Origin of the sequence: Bradyrhizobium sp. CCBAU 11386 (genome assembly GCF_028128955.1) — a bacterium.
Lineage (GTDB): Bacteria > Pseudomonadota > Alphaproteobacteria > Rhizobiales > Xanthobacteraceae > Bradyrhizobium.
In genome coordinates, this window is record NZ_LBKA01000230.1 from 13963 (window position 1) to 31965 (window position 18003).

The 18003-nt window shown below is 65.2% G+C and carries 16 protein-coding genes; 8 read left to right on the plus strand and 8 right to left on the minus strand.

What is annotated here, in order from left to right; all coding sequences use genetic code 11:
- Positions 1 to 98: 98 nt before the first annotated feature.
- Positions 99 to 290, plus strand: a complete 192-nt coding sequence (locus XI09_RS22105; protein WP_060909150.1) for a DUF1192 domain-containing protein — start codon at positions 99 to 101, stop codon at positions 288 to 290.
- A gap of 517 nt (positions 291 to 807) precedes the next feature.
- Positions 808 to 1317: a protease adaptor protein RcdA gene (rcdA, locus tag XI09_RS22110; RefSeq protein WP_027544193.1), complete on the plus strand. Its 510-nt coding sequence runs from the start codon at positions 808 to 810 to the stop codon at positions 1315 to 1317.
- Between the two features lie 270 nt (positions 1318 to 1587).
- On the opposite strand, the gene rpmE is transcribed toward rcdA, so the two are convergent.
- Complete coding sequence (gene rpmE, locus XI09_RS22115; RefSeq protein ID WP_025034016.1) at positions 1588 to 1815, minus strand: 50S ribosomal protein L31; 228 nt, start codon at positions 1813 to 1815, stop codon at positions 1588 to 1590.
- A gap of 200 nt (positions 1816 to 2015) precedes the next feature.
- On the opposite strand from rpmE, the gene XI09_RS22120 reads away from it, so the two are divergent.
- Positions 2016 to 3866, plus strand: a complete 1851-nt coding sequence (locus XI09_RS22120; protein WP_271568733.1) for an ABC transporter ATP-binding protein/permease — start codon at positions 2016 to 2018, stop codon at positions 3864 to 3866.
- 225 nt (positions 3867 to 4091) lie between these two features.
- Here the strand turns inward: XI09_RS22120 and XI09_RS22125 are convergent, their stop codons facing one another.
- The 3 genes from XI09_RS22125 to XI09_RS22135 all read right to left on the minus strand — a co-directional run bounded on the left by XI09_RS22125 (position 4092) and on the right by XI09_RS22135 (position 6903).
- The gene (locus XI09_RS22125) at positions 4092 to 4538 is read right to left on the minus strand and encodes a GNAT family N-acetyltransferase (RefSeq protein ID WP_271568734.1); all 447 of its coding nucleotides are present in this window, start codon (positions 4536 to 4538) and stop codon (positions 4092 to 4094) included.
- Between the two features lie 166 nt (positions 4539 to 4704).
- Positions 4705 to 5733, minus strand: a complete 1029-nt coding sequence (locus tag XI09_RS22130; protein WP_027544190.1) for a peptidoglycan -binding protein — start codon at positions 5731 to 5733, stop codon at positions 4705 to 4707.
- A gap of 153 nt (positions 5734 to 5886) precedes the next feature.
- A complete protein-coding gene (locus XI09_RS22135) occupies positions 5887 to 6903 on the minus strand; it encodes a flagellar motor protein MotA (RefSeq protein ID WP_271568735.1) in 1017 nt (338 codons plus the stop codon).
- Between the two features lie 332 nt (positions 6904 to 7235).
- Here XI09_RS22135 and XI09_RS22140 point away from each other — a divergent pair, with 332 nt between their 5' ends.
- Complete coding sequence (locus XI09_RS22140; RefSeq protein ID WP_271568736.1) at positions 7236 to 8264, plus strand: SAM-dependent methyltransferase; 1029 nt, start codon at positions 7236 to 7238, stop codon at positions 8262 to 8264.
- A gap of 42 nt (positions 8265 to 8306) precedes the next feature.
- Here XI09_RS22140 and XI09_RS22145 read toward each other — a convergent pair whose 3' ends face one another.
- Positions 8307 to 8957, minus strand: a complete 651-nt coding sequence (locus tag XI09_RS22145; protein ID WP_271568737.1) for an SRPBCC family protein — start codon at positions 8955 to 8957, stop codon at positions 8307 to 8309.
- 102 nt (positions 8958 to 9059) lie between these two features.
- Here XI09_RS22145 and XI09_RS22150 point away from each other — a divergent pair, with 102 nt between their 5' ends.
- Positions 9060 to 9971, plus strand: coding sequence for a LysR family transcriptional regulator (locus XI09_RS22150; RefSeq protein ID WP_271568738.1), 912 nt, complete (start codon positions 9060 to 9062; stop codon positions 9969 to 9971).
- A gap of 137 nt (positions 9972 to 10108) precedes the next feature.
- Here XI09_RS22150 and XI09_RS22155 read toward each other — a convergent pair whose 3' ends face one another.
- Complete coding sequence (locus XI09_RS22155) at positions 10109 to 10285, minus strand: DUF2934 domain-containing protein (protein ID WP_271568739.1); 177 nt, start codon at positions 10283 to 10285, stop codon at positions 10109 to 10111.
- A gap of 213 nt (positions 10286 to 10498) precedes the next feature.
- Between XI09_RS22155 and XI09_RS22160 the strand changes: the two genes are divergently transcribed.
- The 3 genes from XI09_RS22160 to XI09_RS22175 all read left to right on the plus strand — a co-directional run bounded on the left by XI09_RS22160 (position 10499) and on the right by XI09_RS22175 (position 15908).
- Positions 10499 to 10843, plus strand: coding sequence for a response regulator (locus tag XI09_RS22160; RefSeq protein ID WP_271568740.1), 345 nt, complete (start codon positions 10499 to 10501; stop codon positions 10841 to 10843).
- Positions 10844 to 11555: 712 nt separating this feature from the next.
- The gene (locus XI09_RS22170) at positions 11556 to 12749 is read left to right on the plus strand and encodes an efflux RND transporter periplasmic adaptor subunit (protein ID WP_271568742.1); all 1194 of its coding nucleotides are present in this window, start codon (positions 11556 to 11558) and stop codon (positions 12747 to 12749) included.
- A gap of 6 nt (positions 12750 to 12755) precedes the next feature.
- Entirely contained in the window at positions 12756 to 15908 is a 3153-nt protein-coding gene (locus XI09_RS22175) for a multidrug efflux RND transporter permease subunit (protein WP_271568743.1), read from the plus strand.
- A 140-nt stretch (positions 15909 to 16048) separates the two neighbouring features.
- On the opposite strand, the gene XI09_RS22180 is transcribed toward XI09_RS22175, so the two are convergent.
- Positions 16049 to 16834: an inositol monophosphatase family protein gene (locus tag XI09_RS22180; protein ID WP_135176289.1), complete on the minus strand. Its 786-nt coding sequence runs from the start codon at positions 16832 to 16834 to the stop codon at positions 16049 to 16051.
- 98 nt (positions 16835 to 16932) lie between these two features.
- Positions 16933 to 17997, minus strand: a complete 1065-nt coding sequence (locus XI09_RS22185) for a tetratricopeptide repeat protein (RefSeq protein WP_271568744.1) — start codon at positions 17995 to 17997, stop codon at positions 16933 to 16935.
- Positions 17998 to 18003 lie beyond the last annotated feature (6 nt).

Genomic DNA, 18003 nt, shown 5'->3' on the forward strand with positions numbered 1-18003 from the left:
TGCGGGAGGAACGAGGCCATTGCTTAGCCAGCGCGGTCCAAGCTGGCAACCGCCTCAGCCGTGTACCTGTTACCGGCGCGAACGCAGGAGGAACGATCATGGCGACGGAAGACGACGACCGCCCGCGCAAGAAGATCACGCACGAAATCGGACAGGATCTCTCACTGTTGTCCGTGGAGGAACTGACCGAGCGCGTCGCCCTGCTCAAGACCGAGATCGCAAGGCTGGAAGAAGCCGCCACCAAAAAGCGCGCGTCGCGCGATGCGGCGAACAGTATTTTCAAGTCGTAGCGGCCACACAATTGCTGTCGTCCCGGACAAGCGCAGCGAAGCGGAGCGCTGATCCGGGATCCATAGCCACAGGGAGTGGTTTGGCGAAGACTCGGGGTTACCAGTTTGCCCGACAACTCCACCCTGTGGTTATGGGCCCCGGCCTTCGCCGGGGCGACGGAGAGGGTTTTGTTCCGCAGTGCACTCGGCCACTGACCGACATGGCTAACGAACTCTCAAAAGATTAGCTCGTTTACCGTCAATTAAGCTTTCGGCTTTATGACTGGAACTGTCCTCGTTTGGACACCGAGTGGCTCCTGTCCACTCTGTTTGACGCCTCCCTGTTATCAACTTTCAAAGCCGCCGGTCTTCCGGCGGCTCTTTTTTGCGTCTCGTTGCGGTTGAATTCCGAGGAAAGACCCGCGGAAACCATATCCGTGCTTGTCGCTGGACTCCGCGTCCCGCCCGCGCAATGATTTGTTCATCATAAGCCGGCGCAAAGCCGGACAGGTAAACAGTTGCGTAAGGGGCGTTAACCATGGAACGTTTGCAGGCCGACGGCGCTCTCGTTCAACTCAGCGAGCGGTTCACCAATTCTGCGGCGTTCGGCACGCTGTTCCGCGAGGGCATGGATCTCGTCGAAGAGACCGCCGCCTATCTCGACGGTGCCGGCCGCACCGAGGCCAAGGCACTCGATCGCGCCGTCAGCCTCACCTATGCGACCGAGAGCATGCGCCTCACCACCCGCCTGATGCAGCTCGCCTCCTGGCTGCTGCTGCACCGCGCGGTGAAGGAAGGCGAGATGACGCTGGTTCAGGCCAACCGCGAGAAGACCAAGGTCAAGCTCAGCGCGGCCGATCCGGGCCCCGCCGACACCATCGAGAAGCTGCCCTTGCAGCTCCAGGATTTGATCCATCGCTCGATGAGCCTGCAGACCCGCGTCCGCCGCCTCGACACCACCATCCACACCCCGCCGGCCGAGCACATCGCGATCGGCAACCCGCTGGTGCCGCATCTCAACGCACTGAAGGCCGCGTTCGAGCGGTAAGCTCCAATCCGCGCACTTCATTGAACCGTCACCCCGCGCAACGGCGAAGCCGTTGTCGCTGGAGGTGGCCGCTTCTTCAGCGGCCCTCGAAGGGCGACGGCCCGGCTGCTGCATCTCGGCCGTTCATCCTTCGAGGCTCTCCACGCGACGCGTTGCGTCGCATGGCTCGCGCCTCAGGATGACGGGGCTGATGGCAACGTAACAGCGACCACAAACAAAAACGCCCCCGGTTTCCCGGGGGCGTTTTCCGTCGCGGCCGAAACGGCCGGATCAATCCTTCTTGAGGAAGCCCGAGAACTTCTTCTGGAAGCGCGAGACGCGGCCGCCGCGGTCCATGATCTGGGCGTTGCCGCCGGTCCAGGCCGGGTGCGACTTCGGGTCGATATCGAGGTTCAGGGTGTCGCCTTCCTTGCCCCAGGTGGAGCGGGTCAGGTACTCGGTTCCGTCGGTCATCACGACCTTAATCGTATGATAGTTCGGATGAATTTCGGCTTTCATGGCAATTCCTCGGCGCCCGGCGCCTTGCTTGAGTGGCTATCGAATGACGGATTTGGCCGGCTCTATACCCCAGAGGACCCTTCAAAACAAGCCATTGTGGGCAAAGGAGAACCGGGCCGTCCCCTAAGGGACATCCCGGATTTGCCACTCCCCCCGCACCGGCCTATGTGGATCACATCTGTCTCCCTGGGTCCGATCTCATGAGCGCTGTGGAACGGCTTGACGACCAGTACCGCGACGAGCGCGATGCCGCGCCGCTTGAGGCCCCGTCGATCGAGGCCGAGCTGATCGAGCAGCCCGCCAAGAGCCGCGCGAAGCTGCGGCCGCTGCTCGCGCTCGCGCCCTATGTGAATCGCTATCGCGGCCGGGCCGCGCTGGCCTTCGTCGCGCTCACGATCGCCGCGCTGACGACGCTGCTGGTGCCGGTCGCGGTGCGCCGGATGATCGATTTCGGCCTGACGCCTGAGGGCATCGAGCTGATCAACAGCTACTTCTCGGTGATGATCGCGGTCGTCGCCGTGCTCGCGCTGGCGAGCGCCGCGCGCTACTACCTCGTGATGACGATCGGCGAGCGCATCGTCGCCGACCTCAGGCGCGACGTCTTCGCGCATCTGCTGTCGCTCTCGCCCGCCTTCTTCGATTCCGCGCGCAGCGGCGAGCTGATCTCGCGGCTCACCGCCGACACCACCCAGATCAAATCCGCCGTCGGCGCCTCGGTGTCGATCGCGCTGCGCAACCTGATGATGTTCTTCGGCGCCGCGGCGATGATGGTGATCACCAGCCCGAAGCTGTCGGGCTTCGTGCTGCTGGCCATTCCCCTGATCGTGCTGCCGCTGGTCGCCTTCGGGCGGTGGGTGCGGCGTCTGTCGCGCAATGCGCAGGACACGCTGGCCGAGGCCTCCGCCTATGCGGGCGAGCTCGTCGGCGCGATCCGCACCGTGCAGGCCTATACCAGCGAGCGGTTTGCCGAGAAGCGGTTCGGCGGCGAGGTCGAGCAGGCCTATGAGGCCGCGCGCACCTCGACGCAGGCGCGCGCCGTGCTCACCGCCATCATCATCTTCATCGTGTTCGCAAGCGTGGTCGCGATCCTCTGGATCGGCTCGCATGATGTGCTGACCGGCGCGATCTCGCCGGGCCGGCTCGGCCAGTTCGTGCTCTATGCCGCGTTCGCGGCCGCGGGCCTCGGCCAGCTCAGCGAGGTCTGGGGCGAGGTCTCGGCGGCGTCCGGCGCTGCCGAGCGCCTGTTCGAGATCCTGCATGTGCAGCCAGACATCAAGGCGCCCGCGTCACCGCGCGCGCTGCCGGTGCCGGCGCGCGGCGAGGTCGGGTTCGACCAGGTCAGCTTCGCCTATCCGGCGCGGCTCGATGTCAAGGTGCTCGACGCCGTGTCGTTCACCGTGCGCCCCGGCGAGAAGGTCGCGATCGTCGGTCCGTCAGGCGCCGGCAAGAGCACGATCTTCCATCTGCTGCTGCGCTTCTACGATCCGCGCAGCGGCGCGATCTCGCTCGACGGCGTGCCGGTCAGGTCCGCCGATCCGCGTGATTTCCGCTCCCGCATCGCGCTGGTGCCGCAGGAATCGAACGTGTTCGCCGCGAGTGCCCGCGAGAACATCCGCTTCGGCCGGCCCGATGCGACCGATGCCGAGGTCGAGCGCGCCGCCGAGCTCGCGCATGCCGCCGAATTCATCCGCCGCCTGCCCGAAGGTTTCGACACCCCGCTCGGCGAGCGCGGCGTGACGCTGTCCGGCGGCCAGCGCCAGCGCATCGCGATCGCGCGTGCGATCCTGCGCGATGCGCCGCTGCTGCTGCTTGACGAGGCCACCTCCGCGCTCGATGCCGAAAGCGAGACGCTGGTCCAGACCGCGCTGGAAGAGCTGATGCGCCACCGCACCACGCTGGTGATCGCGCATCGCCTGGCGACCGTGCTCTCCTGCGACCGCATCCTGGTGATGGACCAGGGCAGGATCGTCGAGCAGGGCACGCATGCCGAGCTCGTGGCTGCGAACGGGCTTTATGCGAGGCTCGCGAGGCTGCAGTTCGAGGGGGCGTGAGGCGGCATCCACCTCAGCGCGGTCTTGTCCGTAATTTGTGAGCGAAGCCGCCGGCAGCCACAAATTCGATGTCGTCCCGGCGAAGGCCGCGACCCATAACCACAGGGAGAAGTTTGGCGAAGGCTCGTCGTGATGAGTCTTCCCGCGGTGCGACCACCTGCGCGCATCGATAGATCACGCGGTATGGGTCCCGGCCTTCGCCGGGACGACGTTGGAGAGAAGGCCCTACGGCTTCCATTCCATCTTCAACACCGGCCGTCCCGAGGTCGGATTCAAATCGTCGCCGGCATGGGCAAAGCCGTTGCGCTCGTAGAAGCGGATGGCGCGAGCGTTGTCTTTGTTGACCAGCAACGTGACGCCTGAAGGCGACAGGCGCTTGGCCTCGTCCACCAGCAGCCGTGCCGCGTCTGAGCCCCAGTGTGCGGGATCGACCACGAGCTGGTCGAGATAGCCTTCGCCGTCGATGGTGACGAAGCCGGTCAGCGCGCCGTCCGCTTCCGCAACCACGATCGAGGCCTTCGGCACCAGATCCTTGCGCCAGCGCTCGCGCCACCAGTCCAGCCGCGCGGCGAAGTCGATCTGCGGATAGGCCTGCTGCCAGGTGCGATGCCAGAGGTCGATGGCGGCGGCCTCGTCCTCGGGTCGGTAGGGGCGGAGGTGGAGGGCGCTCATTTTACGAAGGTCGTCATGCCCGGGCATAGCCGTCCGAAGGACGGCGTCGCTTCCGCTCGCCTATGCCCGGGCATCCACGCCTTTCTACCAGCGAGGACCGAAGATCGTGGATGGCCGGGACAAGCCCGGCCATGACGGTGTGGTGAGTATCGCGGGACCCTCACCCCTACCGCTCCGTCAGCTTCAGCTCGATGCGGCGATTGCGCTTGTAGGCGTCCTCCGTGTTGGCGGTGTCGAGCGGCTGGAATTCGCCGAAGCCGGCGGCGACGAGGCGCTGGGCCGGCACGCCGAGCGAGATCAGGTATTGCACCACCGAGATCGCGCGCGCCGCGGACAGGTCCCAGTTCGATTTGAAGTTCGCGCCGCTCACCGGGCGGACGTCGGTATGGCCGTCGACGCGCAGCACCCAGGCGATCTCGGCCGGGATCTTCTTGTCGAGCTCGATCAGCGCGTTCGCCACCGTGTCGAGCTCGGCGCGCCCCTCGGGCAGGAGCGTCGCCTGGCCCGTGTCGAAGAACACCTCGGACTGGAACACGAAGCGGTCGCCCACGACGCGGATGTCGGGGCGGTTGCCGAGGATGGCGCGCAAGCGGCCGAAGAATTCCGAGCGGTAGCGCGACAATTCCTGCACGCGCTGCGCCAGGGCGACATTCAAGCGAGACCCCAGATCGGCGATCCGGTTCTGCGATTCCTTGTCGCGCTTCTCGCTGGCATCGAGCGCCTCTTCCAGCGCCGCGAGCTGCCGCCGCAGCGCGCTGATCTGCTGGTTCAGCACCTCGATCTGCGCCAGCGCCCGCGCCGAGACCGCCTTCTCTGAGTCCAGCGCCTTGCCGAGCTCGGTGGACTTGCCTTGCGCGTCGTTGCCGGCGGCAGCTAAGCCGTCATAGAGGCCCTTGATGCGGTCGCGCTCGGACTCCGCCGAGGCGAGGCCGGCCTTCAATTGCGAGACCTGGTCGTCGAGTGTGAGCTTGCCGAGCTTCTCCAGCGACAGCAGCTCGTTGAGCTGGGCGATCTTGGCGTTGAGCTGCTCAAGCGCCTTGTCCTTGCCGGTCACCTCCTGCGACAGGAAGAACTGCACGACCAGGAACACCGACAGCAGGAACACGATCGACAGCACCAGCGTCGACAGCGCGTCGACGAAGCCGGGCCAGTAGTTGAAGGCGCCGTCGCTGCGGCGGCCGCGCGCTAGAGCCATGTCGTCGGTCTCCACTTTCGTGTCCCGGACGCGGTGCAGCGCCTTGGCGCTGCGCCGCCGAGCCGGGACCCATTCTTGGTTTCTCCGGGCCCCGGCTCAGCAGCGCATCACTGCGTGCTGTGCTGCGTCCGGGGCACGATACTCCTGCGAGACTCAACCCTTCTCGGGCTGGCGTGCGAGCCGCTCCAGCAGGCGCCGGATCTCGCGATTCTGCTCGCCCTGGCCGTCCGCCCATTCGCGGATCATCTGCTGCTCGGTGCGCATGTGCGAGACCAGCGCCTGGATGGCCTCGGCAAGGCTCGCCATCGCTGCCGTGGTGCCGCGGTTGCCGCTGCCCTCCTCGAGCACGGAGCGGAGCCGCTCGACGGCGGCCTGAAGCTCGCCGCTGGCGACGCCGCCGCCGGCGGCCACGGTCACATCGCCCCGGCCATATTCGCGCACGGTGGTCGCGAGCCAGTCCTCGAGGTCGGTGTAGAAGCGGTTCTGGGCCTGGCTCGATTGCAGGTCGAGGAAGCCGAGGATCAGCGAGCCGGCGAGGCCGAACAGCGAGCTGGAGAACGAGATGCCCATGCCGCCGAGCGGGGCGGCGAGGCCCTCCTTCAGCGTGTCGAACAGGGCGCCGGAATCGCCGCCGACCTTGAGCCCGTCGATCACCTTGCCGACCGAGCCGACCGTCTCGATCAGGCCCCAGAAGGTGCCGAGCAGGCCGAGGAAGACCAAGAGGCCGGTCATGTAGCGGGAGATGTCCCGGGCCTCGTCCAGGCGGGTCGCGATCGAATCGAGAAGATGCCGCATCGTGGTCTGGGTGATCGACATCCGCCCGGTGCGCTCGCCGCCCAGGATCATCGCCATCGGTGCCAGCAGTTTTGGGTGCCGGGCAGGGGCGAGGCCGGGATCGGCGATGCGGAAATTGTTGACCCAGGACACTTCAGGGTAGAGCCGGATGACCTGGCGGAAGGCCAGCACGATGCCGATGAACAGCACCGCCCCGATCAGGGCGTTGAGGCCCGGATTGGCGAAGAAAGCCAGGATGATCTGCTTGTAGAGCACTACGCCCACCAGCGTGCACAGCACCAGGAAGACCAGCATCCGCACCAGGAAGACGCTGGGCGAGGATAGCTTGGTGTATTCGATGTCCATGGGGGAGCGGGGCGAGGCGCCAGACGGCATGGCCGGTATCATCCGTTACGAACTTGATTGCAGTGCGCACTATGGCACAGCGCCAGCCCAAAAAAAGCGCCGGATGCGCCGATTTCGGGGGAGCTTCCGGAACCCAAAGCCGAAGCCGCGCTTTGATGAGGACTTATTTTGCAAAACTTCGGCATTCCGCAGGTTTAGGTCGGATTTTTTGCATGGTGACGGATCTCGGGGGGACTGGACGTCATCGCGCCCTTGCTCGCGGTCCTGATAGCGTTCGCCTGCATCCGGCTAGGCGGCAACGCCCGAACCTGCCCGATCCTTCTTCCGCGTCCCGAACCAGACATGACCAGGGGAGTGGCCGCATGAGCGTCGTTTCCGCGATCATCGGGACTGCCGAACGCGTGCCGCTGCCTGATGTCGTGATTCGCGCCGCGATCCAGCGCCTGTGCTCGCGGACGGCGACCCGCATCTCCGCCCTGGGCGCGGACGACGAGGCCGCCTTCGCCGGGCGGATGATGCTGCGGCCGATCGCCGAGGACATCGATGCGGCCAATGCCGGGCATGACGAGGCGCCCGCGTCCTTCTTCGCGCAGGCGCTCGGCCCCAACCGCAAATACTCGTCCTGCTTCTACACGACCGACGCGACCACCCTGCGGGAGGCGGAGGAGGAGGCGCTGCGCCAGACCGTCGCGCATGCCGGTCTCGCCGACGGGCAGACCATCCTCGAGCTCGGCTGCGGCTGGGGCTCGCTGTCGCTCTGGATGGCGCGGCAGTTTCCGCATGCCAAGGTGACGGCGGTGTCGAACTCGCAGGCGCAGCGGGCCTATGTCGAGGAGGAGGCGCGGCTGCGCGGGCTCTTGAACCTGCGCGTGGTCACCGCCGACATGAACGTGTTCGCGCCCGAGGGCCAGTTCGATCGCATCGTCTCGGTCGAGATGTTCGAGCACGTGATGAACTGGCGCAAGCTGATGACGCGCGTGCGGTCATGGCTCGCCCCCGAGGGGCGCCTGTTCATGCACATCGTCACCCATCGCTCGGGCTCCCACCTGTTCGACCGGGCCAATCGCGAGGACTGGATCGCGCAGCACGTCTTCACCGGCGGGCTGATGGCGAGCCATCACCTCGTCAGGCAGTTCGACGACATCTTCGCGGTCGAGAAGGAATGGTGCTGGAGCGGCACGCACTATCAGCGCACCGCCAACGACTGGCTCGCCAATTTCGATGCCCATCGCGACGCGATCGAGGCGGCCTTGCGCAAGGTCCATGGCAACGAGACCTCCTTGTGGATGCGGCGCTGGCGCTGGTTCTTCCTCGCGACATCGGGCCTGTTCGGCTACGCCGACGGAACGGAATGGGGCGTCAGCCACTACCGGATGAGGGCGGCGGGGTAGGGCGTGCACGCATGAATCCCGCGCACGGTCCCCGGTGATCGGTCAATTGCTCTCAGAGACCCATTTCAATGTCGCCAGCCATAGATCGTGGCCACGATGCAGCAGGCTCTCATCGGTCTCTCGCAGGTGGGCGGCATCTTTGCCCACACCAACTTCATCCGTTATGACCAGGCAGCTCGTGCCTTGAGGGGCCAGATACCAAGTGTGATAGAAGCTCGGCCGCGTCCCCGGCGTGTAACCGTACCAGCCGAGGCGCGTATGCGGCACATATTCCTGCACCTTGCTCTCGATCGACAGGCCAAACGTGCTCCAGCGCCACGTCGTACCGTCGCCCAGAACTTTCGTGCCCTCGGGAAGTTCGACGCCGCCAGAGTTCGGATACCATTGCGGCCATTTCCTGGCGTCCACGATGTGGCCCCAGATCTTCTCGCACGACGCATTGATGAGAAGCTCGTTGTGCGAAAACAGATCGGCAGTCGCGGGGTTGAAGCCCTCCGGCCAATGAATCTCCCGCGAGCGCATCGCAAGGTCTTGCTTCATCGTCATGATCGCTTCCTTTTTTGTGCCGGTGTGAACGGCGTTCGATTGCGCTCCAGCAGAGGCTGCGATCGAAAGCAGAGACGCCATGGACGCGCCTAGCAGCATCCAGCGTGTGCAAGATTCGATGCTCGGAAAGTAAAGCCGTTTCGTCATGTTCGCCTCCGCGTCTTCGATGGCGACACTGATGACAGATCGTGATTGCTGATCCAATTTCCGTTATGTCAGAATAGACATTCATACAAATCAGGAATTGCGATGCCCTTCGATGGACGGTTGCTGTCGGGTGTTACTGTCCTCTCGGCTGTGATAGAGGCCGGCACCATCGCGCGCGCGGCGGATGCGCTGGGCCTCACCGCCTCTGCGGTAAGCCGCGCCATATCGCGCCTGGAAGCGCGCGTCGGGGTCAGGCTGCTTGAGCGCACGACGCGCTCACTCTCGTTGACAGACGAGGGGCGGCGCTTTTACGAGCGCGTCGGACCGCACCTTGCCGGCATTGAAGAAGCGGCGATCGAGGCATCGGGCTCTGCTGGCATCGTGCGTGGGCGGCTTAGGGTGAACGTCGATCCGTTCTTCTCGCGCATCGTCTTGTCATCCCACATCAGGGAATTCTTGGAGCAGCATCCCGAAGTGTCACTGGAGCTTCTGATGCGTGACGCGGTCGGAGATCTTGGGGCTGGCGGCTTCGATTTGGCGCTGAGGTTCGGAGACCCCCCGAACGGTTCATTGGTTGCGCGCAAGCTCGTCGAAACCCGTGTTCTCACGGTTGCGGCGCCCGCTTACCTCGCCCAGCACGGCCGGCCACGACATCCGTCCGAGGTGCCGGACCACGATTGTATCGGTTTCTATGACGCGGCAAACCAGCGACCTTTCGATTGGGAGTTCCACAAAGGAAAAGAGATACTTCCTGTGAAGGTATCCGCCCGCGTTCTGGTCTCGGATGTCGGCGCCATGCTTTCGGCTTGCGAAGCCGGCGCAGGCATTGCCCAGATTCTCCAGCTCGGCAGCAGTCACCTCGTGGAAAGCGGAGCGTTGATCGACCTGTTTCCCGAATGGTCCGGCGAGATGTTCCCGCTCTATGCGCTGTTTCCATCACGCCAACATCAGCCCGCGAAAGTGCGGAGCTTCATCGACTTTTGCCTCGGCGTGATCGCAAGAGAGAATGCCTGAATGAGTCCGGCGACAAGCTGATTTGTTCGACACCGTCGGGCTAACGCGCGGCATCACCGACCTCAACGCCAGCGCGGATAGCCGCAATTACAAGGCGGCCGCGCCAGTTCGCTTCATCACCACAGGCGAGGCGGTGTCTAGACCGGCAAATGATCCGTCGTCCCGGGCGGCACCTCGCCCCGCTCGGACCGTTCAGTCACAAGCTCCTTTTCGGCCTCATACCAGAAGATGTCCATTTTGCCGTTGGGTTCGCCTGCAGCTTTCCAGAGCTCATAGGCGCGCCCGCGGATGTCTTCTTCGCTTAGACCGGCCATGACCCGACACTCCTTCATCTTCAGGCTCAAGCCGCTAATGCGTGGAGAGTTCCTCCGTGCTTGCGCTCGCTCAGCCACGCCAACGAAGGCATCGGCAGATGATTGCGCGACGGACGCGGCCGTCCGCGCGCTCGATCTTCATTCCATCAGGTGACCGCCGGAACCGCCAAAAAGGCTGCGCGTTGATCCCATGTTGAGAGGGAAGATATTCCGATGAGCCGCACGGTGCTGGTTGTGGATGATGATGCCGGCGTGCTCGAAGTCATCGCAGGCATGCTTGAGGACCTCGGTTGTGAAGCAATCAGCGCCGGCAGCGGCGTCGAAGCTCTTGACCATCTGAGGCGAAATGACCGGATATCGATCCTGATCACGGATATCAACATGCCCGGCATGGATGGGCATGAGCTGGCCCAGCTCGCGACGCGTCTTCGCCCCGAGCTGAAAGTCCTGCAGCTGTCTGGTCGCGAGCGTAGGCGTGACGGATTTCCAATGATCAGAAAGCCTTTCTCTGCGGAGGATCTGGCTCGCACCATGGAACAAGTGACAGGCGTTGGCTGAACGTCGTCGTGCTTGCCGCCGACTTTGTTCGCGCGTGGATAGAACTTTACCCTTTGACCTGCGTTGACACATCATCACAGCCCCACCCGTGGCTTTTATCTGTGATGAGACCGCCCCGGCAAAGCGCTCCCGCCTTCCTCTGAACGGAAAGGGAGCAGCGCATGCTTATGCGGCGTCGTTTCACTCATACGAAATCACTCAAGGAACGACTTCTCGAGGAGGCGCGAAATCTCCGCGAGGAGGCGAAGCTGCTACCTTATGGACCGCTTCGCGATGCCGTCTTGCAGAAGGCGCGGCAAGCCGAAACCGGAGCCCACATGGACGATTGGCTTGCCTCTCCTGGTCGGCCGTCGCCGAAAAAGGACGATACGCCCGGTCTCAACTAGACCTTGTGTCGTCGTGCACAGTTCGACGGCCGTGCCGACCCATCGATTGTGAGAGGCTGCTCAGGTATCGCGATACACCGATGATGAAACGCTCCGTTGCGGTCTTCTGTCGCAGCACGCTGCGATGGAACTCGACTCACAATCCGGTGAGACCCAGAAAGCGCCCTGAACTCAGCACGATAGGTCGTGTGACATTGGGCCGCCTGCACCATGCGTTGCATCGCAGCACGTCCACTCTATTTTGAGGGCGTCAGCCGCGTGGAATGGCCCAGAACGGGCCCGCGCGGAGCGTGATCGGTTTCAACAACATCGGGGCACCCCACTTCATGTCAGGACTTCGTGCGCGATCGGCATGCGTTGCAATGATGCTCGCGGCCTTTGCGCCGCTGCTGTCGGGTTGCGACGAATCCAGCTCCGCGGTGTCCGCCGCCCCGCCGGCCGACCCTGACGTCAGCATCGTCGTCGTCAAACCGCAGCCGCGTGCCGTGGTGCGCGAACTGCCTGGCCGCATCGCGCCGACGCGCGTTTCCGATGTGCGGCCGCGCGTCTCCGGCATCGTGGTCGAACGCCTGTTCCGCCAGGGCGGCGAGGTGAAGGCCGGCGATGCGCTCTATCGCATCGACTCGCGTCCGTTCGAGGTCGAGGTGATGGCCAACGAGGCGGCGCTGGCCAAGGCCGAGGCTGCGTTGATGCAGGCGAGGCAGCAGGCGCACCGCGTCGCCACCCTCACCAAGGATCGCGCTGCGCCGGAGGCCGAGAACGAGAAGGCGATCGCGGCCGAGCGCCAGGCCCATGCCGAGGTCGAAGGCCGCAAGGCCGACCTCGCGCGCGCCAAGCTCAATCTCGACTATGCCACCGTGCGTGCGCCGATCGACGGCGTGGTCGGTGCAGCGCTCGTCAGCGAAGGCGCGCTCGCGGTGCAGAACGAGACCAATCTCGCCACCATCCAGCAGCTCGATCCGATCTATGCCGATTTCACCCAGTCGGTGAACGAGCTCAACCAGCTTCGCCGCGCCTTCGAGAGCGGCGACCTCGAGCGCATCGCGGCCGATGCCGCCAAGGTGCGCCTCGTGCTCGACGACAACACGCTCTATTCGCTCGACGGCAAGCTGCTGTTCTCCGATGCCAAGGTCGACGCCCACACCGGCCAGGTGACCCTGCGCGGCGAGTTCCGCAGTCCCAAGCGCGAGCTCCTCCCGGGCATGTATGTCCGCGTCCGCATCGACCAGGGCCTCGATTCCGACGCGATCGCGGTGCCGCAGCAGGCAATCCAGCGTAACGGCGGTGGCGGCAGCGAGGTGTTCGTCGTCAAGGACGACAACCACGTTGCGGTGCAGCCGGTGCGCACCGGCTCGGTGCAGGACGGCATCTGGTTCGTCACCGACGGCCTCAAGGCCGGCGACAAGGTCGTGGTCGAAGGCTTCCAGAAGTTCGCGGCCGGCGACAAGGTCAAGCCGCAATCCTGGTCGGAGGCGGACGCGACCGCGGACAATCGGCACGCCCAGAAGCTCACGCGGTAACGTGCCATGGCGAGTTTCTTCATCGACAGGCCGATTTTCGCCTGGGTGGTCGCGCTTTTCATCTGCCTGATCGGTGCGATCTCGGTGCCGCTGCTGCCGATCGCGCAATATCCGATCATCGCGCCGCCCTCGATCTCGATCTCGACCAGCTATCCCGGCGCCTCGCCGGAAAACCTCTACAACAGCGTCACGCGCCTGATCGAGGAGGAGCTCAACGGCGCCTCCGGCATCCTCAATTTCGAATCGACCAGCGACTCGCTCGGCCAGGTCGAGATCATCGCGAATTTCGTGCCGGGCACCGATACCAGTGCGGCGTCCGTCGAGGTGCAGAACCGCATCAAGCGCGTCGAGGCGCGCCTGCCGCGCGCGGTGATCCAGCAGGGCATTCTGATCGAGGAAGCCTCGAGCGCGGTGCTCCAGATCATCACGCTGAACTCGACCGACGGCAGCCTCGACGAGGTCGGCCTCGGCGACTTCATGATCCGCAACGTGCTCGGCGAGGTCCGCCGCATCCCCGGCGTCGGCCGCGCCACGCTCTATTCGACCGAGCGCAGCTTGCGCGTCTGGGTCGATCCGGCCAAGCTCGTCGGCTATGGACTGACCGCCGACGACGTCAACAAGGCGATATCAGCGCAGAATGCGCAGGTCGCCTCGGGCAGCATCGGGGCCGAGCCGTCGACGTCGACCCAGCGCACCTCGGCGCTGGTGCTGGTCAAGGGCCAGCTCTCCTCGCCCGACGAATTCGGCGCCATCATCCTGCGCGCCAATGCCGACGGTTCGACCGTGCGCCTGCGCGACGTCGCGCGCATCGAGGTCGGCGGCCTCAGCTACCAGTTCAACACCCGCCTCGACGGCAAGCCGACCGCGGGCCTGTCCGTGCTGATGTCGCCGACCGGCAATGCGCTGGCGACCGCGAGCGCGGTCGAAGCGAAGATGAAGGAGCTGTCGCGCTTCTTCCCGGCCAACATCTCCTACGAGATTCCCTACAACATCACGCCCGTGGTCGAGGCCTCGATCAAGAAGGTGCTGTCGACGCTGGTCGAAGCCGTGGTGCTGGTGTTCGTGGTGATGTTCCTGTTCCTCCAGAACATCCGCTACACCATCATTCCGACCATCGTGGTGCCGGTGGCGCTTCTGGGCGCCTGCACCACGCTGCTGCTCGCCGGCTATTCCATCAACATGCTCTCGATGTTCGGCATGGTGCTCGCGGTCGGCATCCTCGTCGACGATGCCATCGTCGTGGTCGAGAACGTCGAGCGCATCATGAGCGAGGAGGGGCTGCCGCCGAAGGAGGCGACGCGCAAGGCAATGTCGCAGATATCAGGCGCCATCATCGGCATCACTCTGGTGCTGATGGCGGTGTTCGTGCCGATGGCGTTCTTCCCGGGCTCGGTCGGCATCATCTACCGCCAGTTCTCGGTGACCATGGTGGCCGCGATCGGCTTCTCCGCCTTCCTCGCGCTGTCGCTGACGCCGGCGCTGTGCGCCACGCTGTTGAAGCCCGTGGCAAAGGGGCACGGCCATTCCAGCAATGTGGTGTTCAGCCGGTTCAATCATCTGCTCGAGGCCTGTCGGTTTCACTACGGGCGCACCGTCGGCTTCTCGCTGAAGCGCACCGGCCGCCTGATGCTGGTCTATGTCGCGCTGCTCGTCGGCCTGTCCTGGGCCTTCGTCAACCTGCCCGGCGGCTTCCTGCCCGTCGACGACCAGGGCTTCGTCACCACCGACGTGCAGACGCCGTCGGACTCGTCCTACCCCCGCACCGAAGCCGTGATCGAGAAGGTCGAGAAATATCTGGCGCAGCGGCCAGGCGTCGACAACGTCACCTTCCTCACCGGCTTCAGCTTCTCCGGCCAGGGCATGAACACCGCGCAGGCGTTCATCACCTTGAAGGACTGGTCGGAGCGCGGGCCGAAGGATTCGGCCGCGGCGATCGTCGCAGACATCAACCGCGATCTGTCGTCGTCGATCCGCGACGCGAAGATCTCCGCGCTGCAGCCGCCGCCGATCGACAATCTCGGCAATTCCTCGGGCTTCTCGTTCCGTCTCCAGGACCGCGGCCAGAAGGGCTATCCGGCCCTGATGCGCGCCGCCGACCAGCTGATCGCGGAGGCCAATGCGAGCGCGGTGCTGCAGAAGGTCTATGTCGAAGGCCTGCCCGAGGCCGGCGTGGTCAACCTGGTGATCGACCGCGAGAAGGCCGGCGCCTTCGGCGTCACCTTCGAGGACATCAACAACACGATCTCGACCAATCTCGGCTCGAACTACATCAACGATTTCCCGAACCGCGGCCGCATGCAGCGCGTCGTGGTGCAGGCCGACGCCCGCGACCGCATGCGCACCGAGGACATCCTCAACTACAACGTCAAGAACAGCCGCGGCCAGCTCGTGCCGTTCTCGTCCTTCACCACGGTGGAGTGGGCGCGCGGCCCGACGCAGATCGCCGGCTTCAACTATTATCCGGCGGTGCGCATCTCCGGTGAAGCCAAGCCCGGCTTCACCTCGGGCGACGCCATCGCCGAGATGGAGCGCCTCGCGGGCAAATTGCCGCGCGGCTTCGGCTATGAATGGACCGGCCAGTCACTCCAGGAGAAGCTGTCGGGCTCACAGGCGCCGTTCCTGCTGGCGCTGTCGGTGTTCGTGGTGTTCCTGTGCCTCGCCGCGCTCTACGAAAGCTGGACCATTCCGCTAGCGGTGCTGCTCACCGTGCCGCTCGGCATCGTCGGCGCCGTGGTCGCGGCGATGCTGCGGGGGCTGCCCAACGACGTCTATTTCACCGTCGGCCTGATCACCATCATCGGTCTGGCCGCGAAGGACGCGATCCTGATCATCGAGTTCGCCAAGGACCTGCGCAAGGAAGGCAAGCCGCTGGTGGACGCCACCATCGAAGCCTGCCGCCTGCGCTTCCGCCCGATCCTGATGACCGGCCTTGCCTTCATCTGCGGCGTGCTGCCGATGGCCATCGCCCACGGCGCCGGCGGCGCCAGCCAGCAAGCGCTCGGCAGCATCGTGATGGGCGGCATGATCGCGGTGGTGATCCTGGCGCTGCTGATGGTGCCGGTGTTCTTCGTCTCCGTGCAGCGCGTGCTGGCGGGCGATCGGGAGACGGCGGCGGAGGAGGGCAAGGCCTACGGGCCGCCGGCGCCGGTCAAGCCATAAGGCACGCTGTCATGCCCCGCGAAGGCGGGGCATCCAGTACGCCGCGGCCTTTCCGTATCCGATAGACGTCTCTGGAATACTGGATCACCCGCCTTCGCGGGTGATGACAGCGAAAAATGTGGAAGCGCGACGCGCTTCGCCTACTTCCTCAGCACCTTCACCAACTCCCCGTGCACGAACTCATTGCCGCACACCACGTGCCCGGTGACCAGCGGATCGCCCGGCGTCGCGATGTCGCTCACCGTTCCGCCTGCCTCGCGCACCATGATCATGCCGGCGGCGATGTCCCAGGATTGCAGATCGCGCTCCCAGTAGCCGTCGAGGCGGCCGGCGGCGACGAAGGCGAGGTCGAGGGAGGCGGCGCCGAAGCGGCGCAGGCCCGCGACGCGATCCTGGATCGCGGTCATCTCGCGGCGGAATTCCTCGTGGTCGCCGCGGCCGATATGGGGCAGGCCGCAGGCCACCACGCATTCGTTGAGCTGGCGGCGGCCGGCCACGCGCAGGCGCTGGTCGTTGAGGAAAGCGCCCTTGCCGCGCTCGGCGATGTAGAGCTCGTCATTGGCGGGGTTGTAGATCACGCCGGCGATCACCGTGCCCTCGCGTACGAGGCCGATCGAAATCGCGAATTGCGGGATGCCGTGCAGGAAGTTGGTGGTGCCGTCGAGGGGATCGACGATCCAGGTGTGGCTCTTGTCGGTGCCCTCGCGGGTGCCGCCCTCTTCGCCGATGAAGCCGTAGCCGGGCCGGGCCTTGGCCAGGTCCTGGTAGAGGATCTCCTCGGCGCGCTTGTCGGCGAGCGAGACGAAATTCGCCGGCCCCTTCAGCGAGACCTGGAGATGCTCGATCTCGCCGAGATCGCGCTTGAGGCTGCGGCCGGCGCGGCGCGCGGCCTTGACCATGACGTTGATAGTTGCGGAATACAGCATGATCTTCCGGTCTTGATCGGGGGAAATGGCGCGAAAACGCGCCTGTTTGGGGGATTGGGTGCCCTGTGAGGGGCCTAACGTCAAGTCATTGCGTCAAGTCATTTGGTCCCGAGCCATTTCCTGGCGGCGGCCTCCGCTTTGGCCCGGTCCTCGGCCGACAGATCGGACAATTGCTTGTCGAGCTCCGGATCGCCCTTGCCGGCGGTCTTGGCCACCAAGTGCCATTTGAACCCCTCGACCTTGTCCACGGACGTGCCCATGCCGTTGATCAGCACCCAGGCCAGGCGGTTCTGCGCGATCGCGCTGCCCTGGCGGGACGCCTTGCGGAGCAACGCGACAGCCGCCGGTTGGTTCTTCGGCGTGCCAGTGCCGTTGAACAGCGCGATGGCATATTCGACCTCGGCATCGACATTGTCGGTCAGCGTGGCCGCCTGGAGCAGCCGCACCGCCCTTTCGGGGTCCTTCGGCACGCCGGTGCCTTCCTTGTAGAAGGTCGCCAGCGCGTATTGCGCCTCGGGCAGCCCGGCATCTGCGGCCTGGCGCAGCAGCTCGGCGGAACGCTTGACGTCCTGCGGCAGGGTCTGGCCGTCGAGATAGAGCAAAGCGAGGTTATAGGCCGCCTTGGGCTCGCCGAGCTTGGCGGCGGAGGCCATCAGCTTCACCGCCTCGCCCTTGTCGACGGGGCCGCCGCGGCCGGCGATGCGCATCATGGCGAGCGCGAACATCGCCTCGCGGTCGCCAGCGTCGGACGCACGCTTGTACCATTCGAGCGCCTTGGCGTAATCGCGCCTGATGCCCATGGCGTTGGAATAGAGCTCGCCGAGCATGGTCATCGCCTTGGGATCGCCTGCCTGCGCGCGGGCGGTGGCGAGCTCGAACGCCGTCTTGTACTGGCCGCGCTGGTAGGCGCCGTACACCAGGTCGACATTGGAATTGTCGGTCGGAGGCGCCGGGATCACGGTCGCGGGCAGCGCCGGCTTGGGCGAGGCAGACGGCTTCGGCGCTGGAGCGGCCTCCTTCTTCTTGGCGGGCGCGGGCGGCTTGGCTTTCTGCTTTTCGGCTGGCGCGCTCGGCGTTGCGGCCGGCGGCGTGATCTGGAGCTGCGCGGCCGCGGGCACTGTGAGCAGCAGCGTGGCCAGGATGGTGATGCGCGGGAGCTTCATGTCGGG